Annotated in this window: 17 protein-coding genes; 11 read left to right on the top strand and 6 right to left on the bottom strand. The window is 56.1% G+C overall.

What is annotated here, in order from left to right:
• Positions 1 to 53: 53 nt before the first annotated feature.
• The 3 genes from pgm (at position 54) to AC2FC2_RS18720 (ending at position 2,834) form a co-directional block, all read left to right on the top strand.
• The gene (gene pgm / locus AC2FC2_RS18730) at positions 54 to 1,697 is read left to right on the top strand and encodes a phosphoglucomutase (alpha-D-glucose-1,6-bisphosphate-dependent) (RefSeq protein ID WP_490659713.1); all 1,644 of its coding nucleotides are present in this window, start codon (positions 54 to 56) and stop codon (positions 1,695 to 1,697) included.
• A 184-nt stretch (positions 1,698 to 1,881) separates the two neighbouring features.
• On the top strand, positions 1,882 to 2,535 hold the full coding sequence (locus tag AC2FC2_RS18725) for a PadR family transcriptional regulator (RefSeq protein WP_209636308.1): 654 nt from the start codon (positions 1,882 to 1,884) through the stop codon (positions 2,533 to 2,535).
• Entirely contained in the window at positions 2,535 to 2,834 is a 300-nt protein-coding gene (locus tag AC2FC2_RS18720; protein ID WP_209636306.1) for a DUF3861 domain-containing protein, read from the top strand. Before AC2FC2_RS18725 ends, AC2FC2_RS18720 begins: the two co-directional genes overlap by 1 nt.
• A 27-nt stretch (positions 2,835 to 2,861) precedes the next feature.
• Here AC2FC2_RS18720 and kdpE read toward each other — a convergent pair whose 3' ends face one another.
• From kdpE to AC2FC2_RS18690, 6 genes are all read right to left on the bottom strand, one after another.
• A complete protein-coding gene (kdpE, locus tag AC2FC2_RS18715; RefSeq protein ID WP_209636304.1) occupies positions 2,862 to 3,551 on the bottom strand; it encodes a two-component system response regulator KdpE in 690 nt (229 codons plus the stop codon).
• Between the two features lie 18 nt (positions 3,552 to 3,569).
• Positions 3,570 to 6,263: a two-component system sensor histidine kinase KdpD gene (gene kdpD, locus AC2FC2_RS18710; protein ID WP_490659734.1), complete on the bottom strand. Its 2,694-nt coding sequence runs from the start codon at positions 6,261 to 6,263 to the stop codon at positions 3,570 to 3,572.
• A 79-nt stretch (positions 6,264 to 6,342) separates the two neighbouring features.
• Positions 6,343 to 6,912 (bottom strand): potassium-transporting ATPase subunit KdpC, encoded by a 570-nt coding sequence (kdpC, locus tag AC2FC2_RS18705; protein WP_490659712.1) that lies wholly within the window; start codon positions 6,910 to 6,912, stop codon positions 6,343 to 6,345.
• 19 nt (positions 6,913 to 6,931) lie between these two features.
• Entirely contained in the window at positions 6,932 to 9,001 is a 2,070-nt protein-coding gene (gene kdpB / locus AC2FC2_RS18700; RefSeq protein ID WP_490659711.1) for a potassium-transporting ATPase subunit KdpB, read from the bottom strand.
• Positions 9,002 to 9,027: 26 nt separating this feature from the next.
• Positions 9,028 to 10,716 carry a potassium-transporting ATPase subunit KdpA gene (gene kdpA / locus AC2FC2_RS18695; protein ID WP_265554389.1) on the bottom strand — a complete coding sequence of 563 codons (1,689 nt, stop codon included), beginning with the start codon at positions 10,714 to 10,716 and terminating at the stop codon, positions 9,028 to 9,030.
• On the bottom strand, positions 10,716 to 10,805 hold the full coding sequence (locus AC2FC2_RS18690) for a K(+)-transporting ATPase subunit F (RefSeq protein ID WP_004949718.1): 90 nt from the start codon (positions 10,803 to 10,805) through the stop codon (positions 10,716 to 10,718). Before AC2FC2_RS18690 ends, kdpA begins: the two co-directional genes overlap by 1 nt.
• 445 nt (positions 10,806 to 11,250) lie before the next feature.
• Here AC2FC2_RS18690 and AC2FC2_RS18685 point away from each other — a divergent pair, with 445 nt between their 5' ends.
• From AC2FC2_RS18685 to pxpA, 8 genes are all read left to right on the top strand, one after another.
• Positions 11,251 to 11,457, top strand: a complete 207-nt coding sequence (locus tag AC2FC2_RS18685) for a YbfA family protein (RefSeq protein WP_209636294.1) — start codon at positions 11,251 to 11,253, stop codon at positions 11,455 to 11,457.
• Positions 11,458 to 11,601: 144 nt separating this feature from the next.
• Positions 11,602 to 12,555, top strand: a complete 954-nt coding sequence (locus tag AC2FC2_RS18680) for a YbgA family protein (RefSeq protein WP_490659710.1) — start codon at positions 11,602 to 11,604, stop codon at positions 12,553 to 12,555.
• A 15-nt stretch (positions 12,556 to 12,570) separates the two neighbouring features.
• Positions 12,571 to 14,001: a deoxyribodipyrimidine photo-lyase gene (gene phrB, locus AC2FC2_RS18675; protein WP_490659709.1), complete on the top strand. Its 1,431-nt coding sequence runs from the start codon at positions 12,571 to 12,573 to the stop codon at positions 13,999 to 14,001.
• Positions 14,002 to 14,023: 22 nt separating this feature from the next.
• Positions 14,024 to 15,004, top strand: coding sequence for an MBL fold metallo-hydrolase (locus AC2FC2_RS18670; protein ID WP_490308044.1), 981 nt, complete (start codon positions 14,024 to 14,026; stop codon positions 15,002 to 15,004).
• Positions 15,005 to 15,021: 17 nt separating this feature from the next.
• Positions 15,022 to 15,765: a type 2 GTP cyclohydrolase I gene (locus AC2FC2_RS18665; RefSeq protein ID WP_490659708.1), complete on the top strand. Its 744-nt coding sequence runs from the start codon at positions 15,022 to 15,024 to the stop codon at positions 15,763 to 15,765.
• Between the two features lie 152 nt (positions 15,766 to 15,917).
• On the top strand, positions 15,918 to 16,574 hold the full coding sequence (gene pxpB, locus AC2FC2_RS18660) for a 5-oxoprolinase subunit PxpB (RefSeq protein WP_209636284.1): 657 nt from the start codon (positions 15,918 to 15,920) through the stop codon (positions 16,572 to 16,574).
• Complete coding sequence (gene pxpC, locus AC2FC2_RS18655) at positions 16,568 to 17,500, top strand: 5-oxoprolinase subunit PxpC (protein WP_490659707.1); 933 nt, start codon at positions 16,568 to 16,570, stop codon at positions 17,498 to 17,500. Before pxpB ends, pxpC begins: the two co-directional genes overlap by 7 nt.
• The gene (pxpA, locus tag AC2FC2_RS18650; protein ID WP_265554375.1) at positions 17,490 to 18,227 is read left to right on the top strand and encodes a 5-oxoprolinase subunit PxpA; all 738 of its coding nucleotides are present in this window, start codon (positions 17,490 to 17,492) and stop codon (positions 18,225 to 18,227) included. The genes pxpC and pxpA overlap by 11 nt, the downstream gene beginning before the upstream one ends.
• Positions 18,228 to 18,256 lie beyond the last annotated feature (29 nt).

Raw genomic sequence — 18,256 nt, 5'->3', positions numbered from 1 at the left:
GCCGTGAGCGACATATTGCCAGGCCGCTGGACAGGGATTAGGGAGATATGTCGATGGCGAATAACCCACGTGCCGGGCAGCCGGCTCAGCAAAGCGATTTGATCAACGTAGCCCAGCTGACGTCGCAGTACTATGTACTGCAACCGGAAGCGGGCAACGCCGCACATGCGGTGAAGTTCGGGACCTCAGGCCATCGTGGCAGCGCTCAGCGCCACAGCTTCAATGAAGCCCATATTCTCGCTATCGCGCAGGCGATTGCCGAAGTACGCCACCAGCAAGGGGTCACCGGCCCATGCTACGTGGGCAAAGACACCCATGCATTGTCAGAGCCAGCCTTCATTTCTGTGTTGGAAGTGCTGACCGCCAACGGCGTGGATGTGATCGTGCAGGAAAATAACGGTTTCACACCGACGCCTGCGGTATCTCACGCCATCTTATGCCACAACCGCAACGGCGGAGCATTGGCTGACGGTATTGTGATTACCCCATCTCATAATCCACCTGAAGACGGCGGCATCAAGTATAACCCGACCAACGGTGGCCCGGCCGATACCAACCTGACTTCTGTGATTGAAAAACGTGCCAATGAACTGCTGTCTGTGCAGTTGAAAGGCGTACAGCGTCAGTCGCTGGATAAAGCCTGGAACAGCGGTCATGTACAGGCTCAGGATCTGGTGCAGCCCTATGTTGAAGGTTTGGTGGACGTGGTCGATATGCCCGCCATTCAGCGTGCCGGTCTGAAGCTGGGTGTTGATCCGCTCGGGGGTTCTGGCATTGCCTACTGGCAGCGCATTGCAGAGCACTACAAGCTGGATCTGACGCTGGTGAATGATTCTATCGATCAGACCTTCCGCTTTATGCATCTGGATCACGACGGCGTGATCCGCATGGACTGTTCGTCGGTTCCGGCGATGGGTGGCCTGCTGGCGCTGCGTGACAAGTTCGATCTGGCGTTCGCCAATGACCCGGACTATGACCGCCACGGCATTGTTACACCGTCGGGCCTGATGAACCCGAACCATTATCTGGCGGTGGCTATCAACTATCTGTTCCAGCATCGTCCACAGTGGGGCGCTGATGTGGCAGTGGGTAAGACGCTGGTTTCCAGCGCGATGATTGACCGCGTAGTGGCAGATTTGGGCCGTAAACTGGTCGAAGTGCCGGTGGGCTTCAAATGGTTTGTCGACGGTCTGTTTGACGGAACCCTGGGCTTTGGTGGTGAAGAGAGCGCAGGGGCATCGTTCCTGCGTTTCAACGGCACACCTTGGTCGACCGACAAAGACGGCATCATCATGTGCCTGTTGGCCGCCGAAATCACTGCGGTGACTGGCGAAAACCCTCAGCATCACTACGATGATTTGGCCAAGCGCTTTGGTGCACCGAGCTACAACCGCATCCAGGCACCGGCAACCTCAGCGCAAAAAGCCGCGTTGTCCAAGCTGTCGCCAGACATGGTCAAGGCCGATACTCTGGCGGGTGACCCTATCACTGCACGCCTGACGGCAGCGCCGGGTAATGGTGCACCGATTGGTGGTTTGAAAGTGATGACAGACAACGGCTGGTTCGCAGCACGTCCTTCTGGTACTGAAGATGCCTACAAGATTTACTGTGAGAGCTTCCTGGGTGCCGAACACCGCGAAAAGATCGAGCATGAAGCCGTCGATATCGTGAGTGCAGTACTGGCATCCGCCAAGTAATCTTTCTTTGTCTGATAAAAAGCGCTGTTTTTACAGCGCTTTTTTTATGCCCGGAGTTTAGATATATCTTTTTCATGAACACCGCTTGCGCATTTCGATATATCGATCTAGATTAGATATATCGAAGTTGTTTAGATATATCTAAATGACCTCGTCAGCGTACTATTCATTGAGAGGTATACCTATGTTTCACCGTTTAGATTTACACCGTCGTCATGGTTGTCACCATGACAGCGAAGAAGGGCACGACCATCATCGCCGTCGCGGCGGACGTCATCACTTTGGTGGCGATCACGGCGAAGAACTTGGCCGTGGTGGGCGAGGCGGACGTGGCGGGCGTCACCGCATGTTTGAACATGGCGATCTACGATTGGTGCTGTTGGCGCTGGTGGCGCGTAAGCCAAGCCATGGTTACGAACTCATCAAGGCGATTGATGAGGCCTCCTCCGGCCTGTATGTGCCAAGCCCAGGTGTGATTTACCCCACGCTGACACTGCTGGAAGAGCAAGATTTTCTTGAGCCAATCACCAGCGGCAACGGCCGTAAAAGCTACCAGATTACCGCACTGGGCCAGAGTGAGCTGCAAAAGCACCAGGCCGCTGTCGACGTGATCCTGGCCCGCCTGGCAGGAGCCGGTCGGGGTCATCATCATCACGGCAATCTTGCCGAAGGCATCTCTGACGCCATGAACCGTCTGCGCAGTTTGCTACGCGGTAATGTGATGCGTGCCGATCTTTCACCGCAGCAAGTTGAACGCATTAATGCCGCATTGCTCACCGCAGTAGCGGCGATTGAAAGCGAAATGAACATTACCCCAACAGCGACGGAGAATGACTGATGCCAGGACACCGTTTCCGTATTACCGTCGAAGCGTTGAATGACCGTAAGGGGGAGCCCGTCGACAAAGCACCACTGAGCTTTGAGGTGGAGAACCACGATGACATTCTGGGCATCGTTGAGCGTATCAAAGCGCGTGAAGATCTGAATTTCGGTGACAATAACAGCGCGGCTTTTGCCGTTGGCCTCAAGTTGTTTTCTGAAGTGATGATCGAAAACCGCAAGCACCCGGTATTTGCACCGTTACGTGAGGCGTTCAAAGAATTTATGATGGGGTTGAAGAAAGGGCCAAACGCGTAGGGGCGCGGTTTGTCGCGCCCCTGACTCTTAAGGCATAAAGCGGTAACCGACGCCGGTTTCGGTCAGTAAATGTTTTGGCCGGGCCGGATCGGCCTCCAGCTTTTGCCGTAGATGACCCATATAAATCCGCAGATAATGGCTATGCTCGACGTAATTCGGTCCCCAGACGTGGCTCAGTAGCTGACGCTGGGTGATGACTTTGCCGGAATTTGCCAGCAGTTCGGCCAGCAGACGAAACTCAATCGGCGTCAGATGCAGATCTTCACCCTTACGCAGTACCCGGCGATTAATCAGATCGACGGTAATTTCCGAGAAGTTAACCAATGGGCTTTCCTGCAGGCTGCCGGAATGACGCCGTAAAGCGACCCGCACCCGAGCAAGCAGTTCACCGATACCAAAGGGTTTGCTGAGATAGTCGTCCGCTCCAGCGTCCAGCGCGGCAATCTTGTCTTCTTCGGCGTTGCGCGCCGACAGCACAATCACCGGAATAGCGCTCCATTGCCGTAAATCACGGATATAGTTAAGCCCGTCGCCGTCCGGCAACCCTAAATCAAGAATAATCAGATCCGGTTTGCGCGTGCCGGCTTCTATTAACCCACGTTGCAACGTTTCGCTTTCAAACACCCTCAGACCTTCACTTTCGAGCGCGGTGCGGACGAAACGCCGGATCTCTTTCTCATCTTCGACAATCAGAATATTGGTTGGCGTGCTGCTCACAAGACTCCCGGGGCTTGATTAAAGATCAAAGGCTTCATTGTCTATTTCCGGTGGTTTTTCCAGCGGTAGCACAAAGCGGAAACTGGCACCGCCGTTGGCCCCGTTTTCTGCCCAGATGCGGCCACCGTGTACTTCAATAATGGCACGGCAAATCGCTAACCCCAAACCCACACCGGGGATTGCAGACTCTTTATTGCCGCGGGAAAACTTATCGAAAATAAGCTGCTTTTTCCCTTCGGGAATTCCCGGGCCATTGTCCCAGACTTCGACTTCCAGCCATTCAGGCAGAGTATGGGCACGAATGCCGATAGTAGCATCGTAGCCAGCATATTTATTGGCATTTTCCAACAGGTTAGTGAACACCCGTTCCAACAGGCTGCCATCGCAGTTGACCAATATCTGCTCTGGCGGTAGCTCAACCTTGATTTGATGCTGGGTCATCAAGGGTTCCAGCATATGCAGCGATGCGCCGACGATCTCTTCCAGTGACTGCCACTCTTTACGCAGGTTGAAGCCACCCGATTGAATGCGAGCCATGTCCAGTAGGTTGTTCACCAGCCGTGTCGTGCTCAGCACCTGTTGGCGGATTTGACTGGCCTGGGGGGCATGATTGGAACCTTCTGCCGCTAAATCGAGCGTCAGAATTTCCGCCTGGCCAAACAGTACCGTCAGCGGGGTGCGTAAATCATGGGACAGGGCCGCCAAGAGCGAGTTACGCAGTTGCTCGCGCTCGGCATCCAGTTTGGCTTCCTCGGCACTGCGTGCCAAATGCAAGCGTTCCAGCGCACTGGCGATTAATACGGCAAAGGTCTGCAGCAGCCGCTGTTGTTCCGGCACCATCAGTTGGCGCAGGTTGCTGGGTTCGATGGCCAATAAGCCAAAGGTTTGTTTCGACGTGGCTAACGGCAGCAGCTGATAGGGGACGCCGGGCAGAGTGTCGGTACCGGCGCCGGCAGGCATGCCCTTGTCAAAACTCCAGCGTGCGATAGCTTCATCCACCGATAATAATCCGCCGGTTTCCCCGACCATTTGCTGTAACTTGCCGTCCTCCTGCGGGAGCAACAACACGGTTTTGGCCTGGAAGCTACTGGAGAGGAAATGGCGACTGGTTTTGGCGATGTCTTCGGCGGTCAGCGCCTGGCTCAGCCCTCGAGAAATCTCATACAGGTGTCGAGCACGCTGTTCGCGATAACGCGCGACACGCGCCTGATAGCGCACGCCTGCGGTCAGGTTACCGATGGTGATGCCAACGATCAGCATCACGCCGAAGGTCAGCAGATACTGCATGTCACTGACGGCAAACGACCATTCCGGCTGGACGAAGAACAGATCGAAGCTGGCGACGTTAATCACAGCGGCCAGAACCGAGGGCCAGCGGCCGAAGAACAACGCGACGATTGCGACCCCGAGCAGATACACCATCACCAGGTTGGCCTGGTCAAAGCCAGGCAGCAACCATTGAGAGAGCAGGGTGATCAGGGCACAGAGTGCGACCGCCACGGCGCAGCCGCGCAATTGCATGCGCCACTTTTCGGTAAAGTTACGGTTATCATGCTCTTTCCCCGGCGCTACGGGGGGATCGTTTTCCAACGCGACGATCACCAGATCCAGATCCGGCCCCAGCCGGCCGAGACGGTCGGCAAAGCTGCCGCGCAGTTTCCAGCGTTGCTCGCTGCGACGGCCAATAATGATTTTGCCCAGATTGTGCTCACGGGCATAGCGCAGCACCGCACGTTCTTCATAGGGTTCGGACAGCGTGGCGGTCTCGGCACCCAGTTCCTGTGCCAGCCGCAGCGCCCGCAGTATTGCCCGGCGGTGATTCTCCGGCAGACGGTGCAACTTTGGCGTTTCCACGTAAACTGCGTGCCAGTGACAACCCAGTCTGGCTGCCAGGCGAGCGGCGATGCGCACCAGTTTTTCGTTACCGCTGTTATGACCGACGCACAGCAATATGCTGTCACGGGTATGCCACACGCGTTCACGGCCTTGAGTATCGCGGAAGGCGCGCATTTGGTCATCGACCCGATCGGCAGTGCGGCGCAGCGCCAGTTCACGCAGGGCAATCAAATTGCCCTTACGGAAAAAGTGCTCGATGGCACGTTCGGCCTGACCGGGGATATACACTTTGCCTTCGTTCAGGCGCTGGCGCAGATCGTCGGGGGGCAAGTCAACCAGTACCACTTCGGTGGCTTCGTCGAAGACATGATCGGGCACCGTTTCGCGTACTCGCACCCCGGTCACGCCGCCAACCACGTCGTTTAGGCTTTCCAGGTGTTGTACGTTGACGGTGGTGAGCACGTCGATGCCCGAATCCAGCAGCTCTTCCACGTCCTGCCAGCGTTTCGGGTGGCGTGACCCCTGGGCGTTGCTGTGCGCCAGTTCATCCATCAGGATCAGAGCAGGGTGACGTGCGAGCGCGGCGTCGAGATCAAACTCCTGCACTAACCTGCCGCGATACTGGATGCGCTTTTGCGCTAACACATCTAACCCATTCAGTAGCGCAGCGGTTTCGCTGCGACCGTGAGTTTCGACCACGCCCACCAGCACGTTTAACCCTTGGCCACGCAGCCGCTGCGCCTCTTGCAGCATGGAGTAAGTTTTGCCTACGCCGGCACAGGCACCGAAAAATACCTTCAGCCGACCGCGTGGTTTCTCATTGGCCAGTGCCAGCAGGCTGTCTGGGTCTGGACGCTGTTGTTCCTCATCCACTATCGGAGTTCCTTTTGCAGCAACGTAAAGCGGGTTCGGCACGCCGAACCCGATACTTATCCTGTCACTCGCACGTGAAGCATTATTTCAATGCGTCGAGTGACAGGTTCAATTTCAGCACGTTTACCACCGACTCGCCCATAAAATTGGGGGTCGCCTGATCGGTGCTTTCATCAATCAGTTTGGCGATTTGCTCCGGTGCCAATTGGCGTGCCGCAGCAACACGGGCCAGTTGGTATTGTGCCGCCGCAAGTGAAATCTGCGGATCCAACCCGCTGCCCGACGCGGTCAGCAGGTCGACAGGGATCGGGCCTTTCATCGCTGGGTTGGCCTGGCGCAATTGGGCCGCGCGTTCGGCGATGGCTTTATCCAGTGCCGGGTTGGTGGCCGCCAGGTTGCTGCCGGCAGACGCCATGGCATTATAGGCCGAATCACCGGTAGCAGAAGGGCGTCCCCAAAAATACGCCGGTTTAGTGAAGTTTTGGCCGATCAGCGCCGAACCTATCACTTTATCGCCCTGATGCAGCAAAGAGCCGTTGGCTGCATGAGAAAACAGTAACTGTGACAGCCCGGTCGTCAACAGCGGATAAGCGATACCGGTAATCAACGTCAGCAGGACCAACATCACCAGCGACGGACGTAAGTAAGACATGGTTATTTCCTCTCAATGATTAACCGGCAATGTGCAAAGCAACCAGGATCAGGTCGATCAACTTGATGCCGACAAAGGGCACTAACAGACCACCGACACCGTAGATCCACAAGTTGCGACGCAGCAGTGCGGCTGCACTCATCGGCTTGTAGCTCACCCCTTTCAACGCCAGTGGGATCAGGAACACAATTACCAAGGCGTTGAAAATAACCGCCGACATAATGGCGGACGCAGGGGAGTGCAGGTGCATCACGTTTAGCGCGTTCAACTGCGGATAGGTTGCCGCGAACGCCGCCGGAATAATGGCAAAATACTTCGCTACGTCGTTGGCGATGCTGAACGTCGTCAGTGAACCACGCGTCATCAGCATTTGTTTACCGATGTGCACGACTTCAATCAGCTTGGTCGGATTGGAGTCCAGATCCACCATGTTGCCCGCTTCCTTGGCGGCTTGGGTACCGGAGTTCATCGCCACCGCGACATCGGCCTGTGCCAGCGCAGGAGCGTCGTTGGTACCGTCGCCGGTCATCGCGACCAGGCGTCCTTCTGCCTGATATTGGCGAATCAACGCCAGCTTGGCTTCCGGTGTTGCTTCTGACAGAAAGTCATCCACCCCGGCCTCGGCGGCGATGGCTGCTGCGGTGAGCGGGTTATCACCGGTGATCATTACCGTTTTGATGCCCATTTTGCGCAGTTCGGCGAAACGCTCTTTGATACCGCCCTTGACGATATCTTTCAGTGCGACCACCCCCAGCACGCGTGGGCCTTCGGCTACGACCAGCGGTGTACCGCCGGTACGTGCGACGCTGGCGACCAAATCGTCCACCGCCTGTGGGAAGTGGCCCTGATTGGATTCCACGTGGCGACGGATGGCATCCACAGCCCCTTTACGGATCATGCGGTCCTGCACGTTCACGCCGCTCATACGCGTCTGGGCGGAGAAAGGCACAAAGGAAGCATTCAGCGCCTGCAGGTCGCGTTCACGCAGGTTAAAGCGCTGTTTGGCCAGCACCACAATGCTGCGGCCTTCCGGCGTTTCATCGGCCAGTGAAGACAGCTGTGCGGCATCGGCCAGTTCCTGTTCTTTAACCCCGGGAGCCGGCAGGAACTCGGAAGCCTGGCGGTTACCCAGCGTAATGGTGCCGGTTTTATCCAGCAGCAACACGTCCACGTCACCGGCGGCTTCTACCGCCCGCCCGCTGGTAGCGATGACGTTAGCACCCAGCATCCGGCTCATCCCCGCCACGCCGATGGCAGACAGCAGGCCGCCAATGGTTGTAGGGATCAGACAGACCAGCAGTGCCACCAGTACGGTGATGGTGACGACAGACCCTCCGTTGGCGGCTTCCACGCTGTATTGCGAAAACGGGAACAGCGTGGCCGTCGCCAGTACGAACACAATGGTCAGCGCGACCAACAAAATAGTCAGTGCCACTTCGTTCGGGGTTTTGCGGCGTTTGGCGCCCTCCACCATGGCGATCATCCTGTCGAGGAAGGTTTCGCCTGGGTTGACGCTGCACTGTATCACCAGCCAGTCGGACAGCACGCGGGTACCGCCGGTCACCGAGGAGAAGTCACCGCCGGATTCACGGATCACCGGGGCAGACTCACCGGTAATGGCGCTTTCATCGACCGAGGCACCGCCTTCCAGCACTTCACCGTCACACGGAATAGTGTCACCGGCCTCAACCAGGACGATGTCGCCTTTTCGCAGACTCTCGGCGGAAACTTTCTCGGTCGCGCCATCACGGCGCGGCGCGGCCAGTTTCTTCGCCCAGCTGGTTTTCTTGGTGCCTCTCAGGCTCTCGGCCTGGGCCTTGCTGCGCCCTTCGGCCAGCGCCTCGGCAAAGTTGGCGAACAGCACGGTGAACCACAGCCACAGGGCAATGCTGCCGGTAAAGGCTGCGCTACCCTCGGTCTGTTTGGTGAGGATCGCTAACCAGATAACCGTGGTCAGGATGCTGCCTATATACACCACGAACATCACCGGATTACGCCATTGAGTGCGCGGATCCAGTTTTTTCAGCGCATCGATCAGCGCGGTACGGACCAATGCCGGTTCAAACAGCGCGCGTTGTTTGCGAGTCATCTCTTCTTCTCTCTCTATGAGCTCTGTTATTTAGCCAGCCAAAGCTGCAAATGCTCTGCCACCGGTCCCAGCGCCAACGCCGGTACGAAGGTTAAAGCGCCCACCAGCAATACGGTGCCGATCAGCAGGCCAATAAACAGTGGCCCGTAGGTTGGCAGAGTACCGTTACCCGCCGGCTGACGTTTCTTCGCGCACAGCGAACCGGCAATCGCCAGGACAGGGAGGATCACCCCAAAACGGCCGACGAACATGGCAAAGGCCAGCAGCAGGTTGTAGAACGGGGTGTTGACGCTCAGCCCGGCAAAGGCGCTGCCGTTGTTGTTGGCTGCGGACGACACGGCGTACAGCACTTCGCTAAAACCGTGTGCACCTGGATTCAGGATACCGGCGCGTCCTGCGTCGGTGGCGATAGCTAACGCCGTGCCCAACAGCACCAGCGTCGGTGTCACCAAAATCGCCAGCGCGGTCATTTTCATGTCATAGACATCAATCTTTTTGCCCAGGTATTCGGGGGTACGGCCAATCATCAAGCCGGCAATAAAGACGGTCAGCAGGACGAACAGCAGCATGCCGTACAGGCCAGAGCCGACGCCGCCAAACACCACTTCACCAATTTGCATCAGCCACATGGGCACCATGCCACCCAGCGCAGTGAAGGAGTCATGCATGGCGTTGACTGCACCGCAGGAGGCCGCAGTCGTCACCACCGAGAACAGGCTGGTGGCGAGAATGCCAAAGCGTGATTCTTTGCCTTCCATGTTGATGTTGCTATCGCTGCCCAATGCGCTCAAATGCGGGTTACCCGCCAATTCGGCAAACATCACCACGACCACAGCGACGACAAAGATCAGCGCCATAGCCCAGATCAACGCGTGGCCCTGGCGGTTCTCTCCGGCCACGCGGCCGAAAGCGAAACACAACGCGCAGGGGATCAAGAAGATCGCCAGCATCTGCACAAAGTTGGTCAGAACCGTTGGGTTCTCAAACGGGTGCGCGGAGTTAACGCCAAAGAAGCCGCCGCCGTTAGTACCGAGCATCTTGATCGCTTCCTGTGAGGCTACCGGCCCCATAGGCAGCGTTTGCTGCGCGCCTTCCAGCGTGCTGATATGCACGTAAGGCAGGAAGTTTTGCAGCGTGCCCTGGCTGACGAAGAACAGCGCAATCAGCAGTGAAATTGGCAGCAAGACATAGAGCGTCACGCGGAATATGTCGATCCAGGCGTTACCGATGGTGGCACTGGAACGGCGGGTGAAGGCACGGATCAAGGCGAACGCCACCGCGATACCGGTCGCCGCTGACAGGAAGTTCTGCACTGCCAATCCCGCCATCTGGCTGAAATAGCTGAGTGTGCTTTCACCACTGTAGGCCTGCCAGTTGGTGTTGGTGACAAAGCTAACGGCGGTATTGAACGCCAGATCCCAAGACAGGCCGGGGAAGCCCTGTGGGTTGAGTGGCAGCGAACCTTGTGTCATCAGCAGCACGAACAGTAAAGCCAGACCGAGCAGGTTAAACCACATGATTGCCAGCGCGTACTGCCACCATTTCATCTCAGCGGTAGTATTGCCACAGCAGCGCCAAACGGCCGTTTCCAACTGACGCAGTGCCGGCAGTGGCTCACCTTCGATCAACCGCGCCAGAAAGCCGCCCAATGGACGGGCTAGCAGCAGAAGCACCAGCAGGAAGCTGGCAATCAATAAAAAGGCTGAAGCCGCCATCAGAAATCCTCCGCATTAAACAGGGCATAGACCAGATAGCCCAACAGCAGCAGAACCAACAGCGCACCACCAATAACGCTGATACTCACGGGACACCTCCAGAGGTGTAGTTTTTGATACAGCGAGTGTAGGGAGGGCGGTAGAAAGAAGATGAAAAAATAGCGTTGGCCGGTGTAAAAAAAGTATAAAAATGGCTGAAATTACAGCAGAAAATGGCTTTTTAGCCTCGATTTTTGGGGGCGTAGTGCGATTGGACGCCTGTTTGGGGGCGTGAAGATGAAGGTTTGTGTAAACAGGCTGTAAATAACCACAATGTAACCAATGGTTAGTTAATTATTAACCTTGATGTAACAAAATTACGGATTGTACGAATTATTTGCGATTTTTTGTGCGATAAGGTGGTCGGATGAGTAGTAAACTTTCATCAATTGCGCTAAAATTTTGTCCAGTTACCAAATGGTCCTGTTTTAATTGTTTACGCCAGTGCTGTTTCCAAGACAGATCAACGGCCAGGCGTTTTTTGAGGAGGTTCGCATGTCTATCTATCACGCTTATTCATTGCATCGGATTCTCCTGCGCCGCAGCGCAGTGATCCTGGCAGGTTTATTGGCTTTACCGGTAATGCTGTTCCGCAGCGACCGTGCACGTTTTTACAGCTATTTGCACCGCGTTTGGTCAAAAACCAGCGATAAACCGGTCTGGCTGCAACAGGCGGAACTGGCGTCCTGCGATTTTTACTGATCGTTGCCGTCGTCCCCTAAAACCCTCGCTTCACAGCGGGGGTTTTTTTATGGGCGCCGTTCAGTCATTGTGTCGGTAAGGTTCGTCCCCTGAGGGAAATTCCTCTACACTTTTAACATCATCCAACGCTGGGAGAGCCTATTGATGAGTGACAAAATTCCTATTGGGATCAGCGCCTGCCTGCTGGGTGAGAAGGTGCGCTTTGACGGTGGCCATAAACGGCTGGCCTTTGCGGTGGAACAACTGGCCCCCTTCGTGCGTTTTGAGGCGATTTGCCCGGAAATGGCGATCGGTTTGTCGACCCCGCGCCCGGCACTGCGGTTGATCAAAAAACAACATCATGTGGCATTACGCTACAGCAATGACGACAGCATCGACGTGACCGACCAGATGCAGCAATTTTCCTCACAGCGCATTGCCGCTTTGCAGCACCTGTGCGGATACATTGTTTGCGCCAACTCGCCAAGCTGTGGGATGGAGCGGGTTCGACTGTATGACGATAGCGGCGAAGGCGCGCGTAAAAGCGGTGTCGGGTTGTACACTGCCGAACTGCTGCGGCAAATGCCCTGGTTACCGGTGGAAGAAGACGGGCGGTTGAACGATGCAACGCTGCGGGAAAATTTTGTAGAACGCGTTTATGCGCTGTATGAATTGAACATGCTGTGGCGCAAAGGGCTAACCCGTGGCGGGTTGATTGCCTTTCATAGCCGTTACAAGCTGTTGTTGTTGGCGCACTCGCAGCCAGAATACCGTGAGTTGGGCCGTTTTGTGGCAGGCGTGGACAAATGGGAATCGCTGGAGGCGTTTGCCATTGAATACCGTAGTCGCTTGATGAAACTGCTGGCGCACAAGGCGACGCGCCGTAACCACACCAACGTGCTGATGCATGTGCAGGGTTATTTCCGCAGCCATCTGAGTTCTGCGCAGCGCCAGGAGTTGGCACAGCTGATTGATCGTTATCGACAGGGTGTACAACCGCTGCTGGCACCGATCACCTTACTCAAGCATTACATGGCTGAGTACCCCGATCGCTATCTGGCCGATCAACGTTATTTCGAACCCTATCCCGAAGCGCTGCGCCTGCGTTATGGCCACTAACCAACTAGGAGTTTTATGACCACGCATCTGGTCTGGTTGCGTAACGATCTGCGTATTACCGACAACAAAGCGCTGCACGCCGCCTGTAGCGATCCTGACGCCCGCGTGTTGGCCGTGTTTATCGCCACCCCGCAACAATGGTTACAGCACGAAATGGCACCGCGCCAGGCGGCATTTATCCATGCCAATTTGCTGCTGGTGCAGCAGGCGCTTGCCGAACGTGGTATTCCGCTCGGCTACCATCAATGTGATGATTTCGCCACCTCGGTTGATTGGTTGGTTGCTTACTGCGAGCAGGAACAGGTAGATAGGCTGTTTTACAATCGCCAGTACGAAATCAACGAACGCGTCCGTGACCAAGGATTAGAGCAGTGTTTATCCGGGAAGGTGATTTGCCAGAGTTTTGATGACAGCCTGTTATTGCCGCCGGGTAGCGTAAGAACCGGTGGCGGTGAAATGTACAAAATCTATACGCCATTTCGTAAAGCTTTTATCCAACGCCTGACAGAATCGGACGTTCGTTCCCTGCCAGCCCCCAAAACACGGTGTGGTGGCGCGCTGCCAATAACCGCCGTACCTGAAGCATTCAATTATCCGCCGGCAGAGGCAATGGGGGATTTCCCTGCAGGGGAAGAGGAGGCGCTGCAGCGGTTACGAACCTTTTGCCGTGAACAGGTGCAAGATTACCTTGAACAGCGAGATCTGCCCGCCATTGCCGGCACTAGCAGTTTGTCGCCTTATCTGGCCATCGGCGCCTTATCACCGCGCCAGTGCTTTAATCGTCTGCGTGCTGAATGCCCGCAGGTATTGGAAAACAGCGATAGCGGCGCCTTTGGTTGGCTAAATGAGCTGATCTGGCGCGAGTTTTATCGGCATCTGATGGTGGCCTATCCTGCGTTATGCAGGCACCGTCCCTTTATCGATTGGACGGATAAGGTACGCTGGCAGAATAATCCTGAGTTTTTGCAGGCGTGGCAGCAGGGGGCAACGGGCTATCCGATTGTCGATGCCGCCATGCGCCAGTTGAATGAAACCGGTTGGATGCACAATCGCTTACGTATGATCAGCGCCAGCTTTCTGGTGAAAGACTTGTTGGTTGATTGGCGCGCTGGCGAACGTTACTTCATGTCAAAACTGGTGGACGGCGACCTGGCGGCCAATAACGGTGGCTGGCAGTGGGCGGCGTCAACCGGTACCGATGCTGCGCCCTATTTCCGTATTTTTAACCCGACCACTCAGGGCGAACGTTTTGATCCGCAAGGCACTTTTATCCGTAAATGGTTGCCCGAGCTGGCGGATGTACCGGACAATGCTATCCATCAACCCCATCGCTGGGCGGAACAGCAGCAGCGTGTGCTGGATTACCCGCTGCCGATTGTCGACCACAAGCAGGCGCGGTTGGATACGCTGGCAGCCTTTGAAGCGGCGAAGCGCGGGGAATATTAAGGCAACAGCAAGGAGCGACATAATGATGAAAAAGGTGCTGGCCCTGTGCCTGAGCGGTTATTCAGCCCTGGCGATGGCGGGCTTTGATGTAGTGGCATTAGGCGTGGACGGGGGGGTTAGCGACGGCAATCTGACCTCCTACCTGATCCGCAGCGACAATCAGTCGCAGTATCTGGCGCTGGATGCTGGCTCGCTGCTGCCAGGCATTGCCAAAGGGCTGGAAAAGGGCAGTTTCCCTCAAGTCACCCCTGAATTGGCCGCGCCCTATACCCCGCAAGGCTATGTATTCCGCCAGCTGATTGGCGCTTATTTTATCAGTCACGGCCATTTGGACCATGTGGCGGGGCTGATTATCGGCTCGCCGGAAGACAGCAAGAAAAATATCTATGCCCAGGCAGATACCATTCTGACCCTGCGCAACCATTACTTTAACTGGAAAGCCTGGCCCAACTTTACCGACTCCGGCAATGGATCGCGGTTGGGTACCTACCGCTTGCAAACGGTAAGGCCGCAGCAGCGCGTGACGCTGGGGGTCACCGGATTGACGGGCGTGATGTATCCGCTCAGCCATGATCGTTACCCTTCATCGATGTTGCTGGTGTCCGACCGTAGCGGATCCTTTGCCTTTTTCGGCGATACCGGGCCGGATGCACTTGAGCAATCACGCAATCTGGATAGCGCCTGGCGCGTGCTGGGGCCGCTTATCGAACAGAAAAAACTGAAAGGGATGATCATCGAAGCGTCCTACCCCAATGAGGTGGAGGATAAAAATCTGTATGGGCATTTGACGCCTGCGTGGTTGCTTAAAGAGCTGAAAAATCTGGCGCAGTACAGCGGCGGCGAAGGTTCACTGAAAGATTTACCGGTGGTGATCAGCCATATCAAGCCCAGTCTGAAGCAAGGTGAAAACGTGCGCGCGACCATTAAGCAACAGTTGGATCAGGGCAACGATCTGGGCGTAAAATTTATCCTGATGGAACAGGGCGACCGGCAGACATTTTGAATTGAAGAGAGAACTTTATGCGTAACCTCGATCTGGAACAGTTGATTAATAGCGAACTGAACACCGCCGCGTTTCAGGATTACGGGCCAAATGGCCTGCAGGTGGAAGGGCGACCGCATGTGCAGCGCATTGTCACTGGCGTTACTGCGTGCCAGGCCTTGCTGGATGCCGCGGTGGTACACCAGGCGGACGCTATTGTGGTGCATCATGGCTATTTCTGGAAAAACGAAGCGCCATCAATACGCGGCATGAAGCGCAACCGGCTGAAAACGCTGCTGAGCAATGATATCAACCTGTATGGCTATCACCTGCCGCTGGACGCACACCCGGTATTGGGCAATAACGCGCAGTTGGCACATTTGCTGGGTATTCGCGTGATTGGTGAGGTGGAGCCCCTGGTACCACACGGCGAATTCGAACAACCGCTGACCGGGGCTGAACTGCAACAACGTATCGAGAGCCGTCTGGGGCGTTCCGTGCTGCACTGTGGCGATAATGCGCCAGCACATATCCGCCGCGTTGCCTGGTGTACCGGCGGCGGTCAGGGCTTTATCGACAGCGCGGCACGATTTGGCGTGGATGCCTTCATTACCGGCGAAGTTTCTGAGCAAACTATTCACAGCGCGCGGGAAATGGGCATTCATTTCTTTGCGGCTGGTCACCATGCCACTGAGCGCGGTGGTATCAAGGCGCTGGGGGAATGGCTGGCTCAACAACATGGTTTTGATGTGACCTTTATTGATATCCCGAATCCTGCCTGATTTTTCTCTTCAGGATTCAGCCGGTTTATACACTGGCTGAATCCTTTTAATAGCCTAATCCCTTATTTTCGCAAAGGTTGTTCTATTGACAGCCGGGGCGCTGTCACGCATAACTGATGGGTTTTCATCGCGATAATAATAAGGAGAAAAGGGTGCAACGAGCACGATGTTACCTGTTAGGTGAAAGAGCGGTGGTGCTTGAACTGTCGCCGCCGGTGACGCTGTCGAGCCAGCAGCGGATCTGGGCGTTGGCCGAAAAACTGAATCATCATCCTGATGTACGTGAAGTGGTGCCGGGCATGAATAATCTTACGCTGTTGCTGAATACGCCCAAGGCTGACGCCGAAGCGATGCTGGGGTTGTTGCAAGAGGGCTGGGACAGCAAGGAAAGCCTGGTTCCTGAATCGCGTCAGGTGGATATTCCGGTCATTTATGGTGGCCAGGATGGGCCCGATCTGGATGACGTCGCGCGCCATACCGGTATGACGCCACAGCAGGTGGTGGAATGTCATTCATCAGCAGCTTACGTGGTCTATTTCCTCGGTTTCCAGCCCGGTTTTTCCTACATGGGCGGTATGCCTGAAAAATTGGCGACGCCGCGACGTGCCGAACCACGGCTGTCAGTGGCGGCCGGTTCCGTAGGCATTGGCGGTAGCCAGACCGGGATTTATCCGTTGGTGACCCCGGGCGGATGGCAGTTGATTGGGCGAACCCCCCTGGCGTTGTTTAATCCGTATGAAATGCCACCAACCCTACTGCGTCCTGGCGATAGCGTAAGGTTTGTGCCACAGAAGGAGGGCGTATGCTGAAGATTCTGCGTGCGGGTATTTACACCACGGTGCAGGATCTGGGCCGTAACGGTTTCCGCCGTCTGGGGATCAGCCAGGGCGGTGCACTCGATGAACCCGCGTTGAGGATCGCTAACTTGCTGGTGGGCAATGACATCAAGGCCGCCGGACTGGAAATCACCCTTGGGCAATTTAGCGCCGAATTTACCCTGCCAGGTTGGATCGCTCTGACCGGTGCTGGTTGCGATGCGCAATTGGATGGAAAGCCTTTATGGACCGGCTGGCGCTATGCGGTCAGTGCGGGTCAGCAGCTTGTTCTGAAAATGCCGAAACGCGGAATGCGCACTTATCTGGCGATAGCCGGGGGTATCGCGGTTCCTGAAATGCTCGGCTCCCATAGTACAGATAGCAAAGCGGCTTTCGGCGGGCTGGAAGGGCGCAACCTGCGGGATGGTGACAGCCTGCCATTGGGGCAAGGGCGTTCGTTGCCGCCGCAGAGCACTGGCGTAAAGCAATTGCTGTTTAACAACCGCGTCCGTGCGTTGCCGGGGCCGGAATATGACGAATTCAGTGAAGAGGCGCGGGAAGCATTTTGGCGTACGGCCTGGCAGCTGAGCCCGCAGAGTAATCGTATGGGCTATCGCCTGCATGGTAGCAGTGTGCTGAGCCGCACCACCGATCGCGAAATGTTGTCGCATGGCCTGTTACCGGGTGTTGTACAGGTACCGCATAACGGCCAGCCAATCGTACTGATGGCCGACGCGCAGACTACCGGGGGATATCCGCGTATTGCCTGCGTGATCGAAGCCGATCTTTACCATTTGGCGCAAATTCGCCTGGGCGAAGCCATCCACTTTGTACCCTGTACTCTGGCAGAGGCGCAACGAGCCAAGGCGGAACAGGAACACTTCATCCAACAGATTGCCTGGGGGTTAAATGATCGTTGATTTGAATGCCGATCTTGGAGAAGGCTGCGCCAACGATGAGGCGCTGTTGCAACGGGTGAGCTCGGCCAATATCGCCTGCGGTTTTCATGCTGGGGATGCACAGACCATGCGGCAGTCGGTGCGTTGGGCACTGCAATACGGCGTTGCCATTGGCGCGCATCCAAGCTTCCCCGATCGTGAGAATTTTGGCCGTACTCGCATGCAATTGCCGCCAGAAACGGTGTATGCGCAAGTGGTGTATCAGCTTGGTGCGCTTGCCGCAATTGCCCGTGCTGAAGGCGGAGTAATGGTGCATGTGAAACCCCATGGCATGTTGTACAACCAGGCCGCGGTAGAACCGGAGCTGGCAGAGGCTATCGCCCGGGCGGTTAAAGCGGTAGATCCGACGTTGCGATTAGTGGGGTTGGCGGGCAGTGAGCTTATCCGCGCCGGTCAAAAACAGGGGCTGAAGACTCGGCAGGAAGTTTTTGCGGATCGTGGTTATCAGGCCGATGGCACGCTGGTGCCGCGTGGCCAGGCTGGGGCGCTGATTACCAGCGACGAACTGGCGTTGGCACAAACACTGGAAATGGTTCGTCATCATCGGGTTCGTACGCTGGACGGCACCTGGGCCGCCGTTCAGGCCGAAACTGTCTGCCTGCATGGCGACGGTGAACATGCGCTGGAATACGCGCGCACGCTGCGCGAGCGTTTTGCCGTTGAAGGTATCAACGTTAGCGCCGAGTAGTTAAGCAGTACACACAACATCACAAACAA

The organism is Serratia sp. CoH_122_TC_1 (assembly GCF_058191755.1).
This window is presented reverse-complemented; position numbering and strand designations above follow the sequence as displayed.

Excerpts from the sequence above, each read along its gene's own strand:
- pgm (WP_490659713.1), top strand. The coding sequence starts at position 54 with ATGGCGAATAACCCACGTGCCGGGCAGCCGGCTCAGCAAAGCGATTTG.
- AC2FC2_RS18725 (WP_209636308.1), top strand. The coding sequence starts at position 1,882 with ATGTTTCACCGTTTAGATTTACACCGTCGTCATGGTTGTCACCATGAC.
- AC2FC2_RS18720 (WP_209636306.1), top strand. The coding sequence starts at position 2,535 with ATGCCAGGACACCGTTTCCGTATTACCGTCGAAGCGTTGAATGACCGT.
- kdpC (WP_490659712.1), bottom strand. The coding sequence starts at position 6,912 with ATGTCTTACTTACGTCCGTCGCTGGTGATGTTGGTCCTGCTGACGTTG.
- kdpB (WP_490659711.1), bottom strand. The coding sequence starts at position 9,001 with ATGACTCGCAAACAACGCGCGCTGTTTGAACCGGCATTGGTCCGTACC.
- kdpA (WP_265554389.1), bottom strand. The coding sequence starts at position 10,716 with ATGGCGGCTTCAGCCTTTTTATTGATTGCCAGCTTCCTGCTGGTGCTT.
- AC2FC2_RS18685 (WP_209636294.1), top strand. The coding sequence starts at position 11,251 with ATGTCTATCTATCACGCTTATTCATTGCATCGGATTCTCCTGCGCCGC.
- AC2FC2_RS18680 (WP_490659710.1), top strand. The coding sequence starts at position 11,602 with ATGAGTGACAAAATTCCTATTGGGATCAGCGCCTGCCTGCTGGGTGAG.
- phrB (WP_490659709.1), top strand. The coding sequence starts at position 12,571 with ATGACCACGCATCTGGTCTGGTTGCGTAACGATCTGCGTATTACCGAC.
- AC2FC2_RS18670 (WP_490308044.1), top strand. The coding sequence starts at position 14,024 with ATGATGAAAAAGGTGCTGGCCCTGTGCCTGAGCGGTTATTCAGCCCTG.
- AC2FC2_RS18665 (WP_490659708.1), top strand. The coding sequence starts at position 15,022 with ATGCGTAACCTCGATCTGGAACAGTTGATTAATAGCGAACTGAACACC.
- pxpC (WP_490659707.1), top strand. The coding sequence starts at position 16,568 with ATGCTGAAGATTCTGCGTGCGGGTATTTACACCACGGTGCAGGATCTG.
- pxpA (WP_265554375.1), top strand. The coding sequence starts at position 17,490 with ATGATCGTTGATTTGAATGCCGATCTTGGAGAAGGCTGCGCCAACGAT.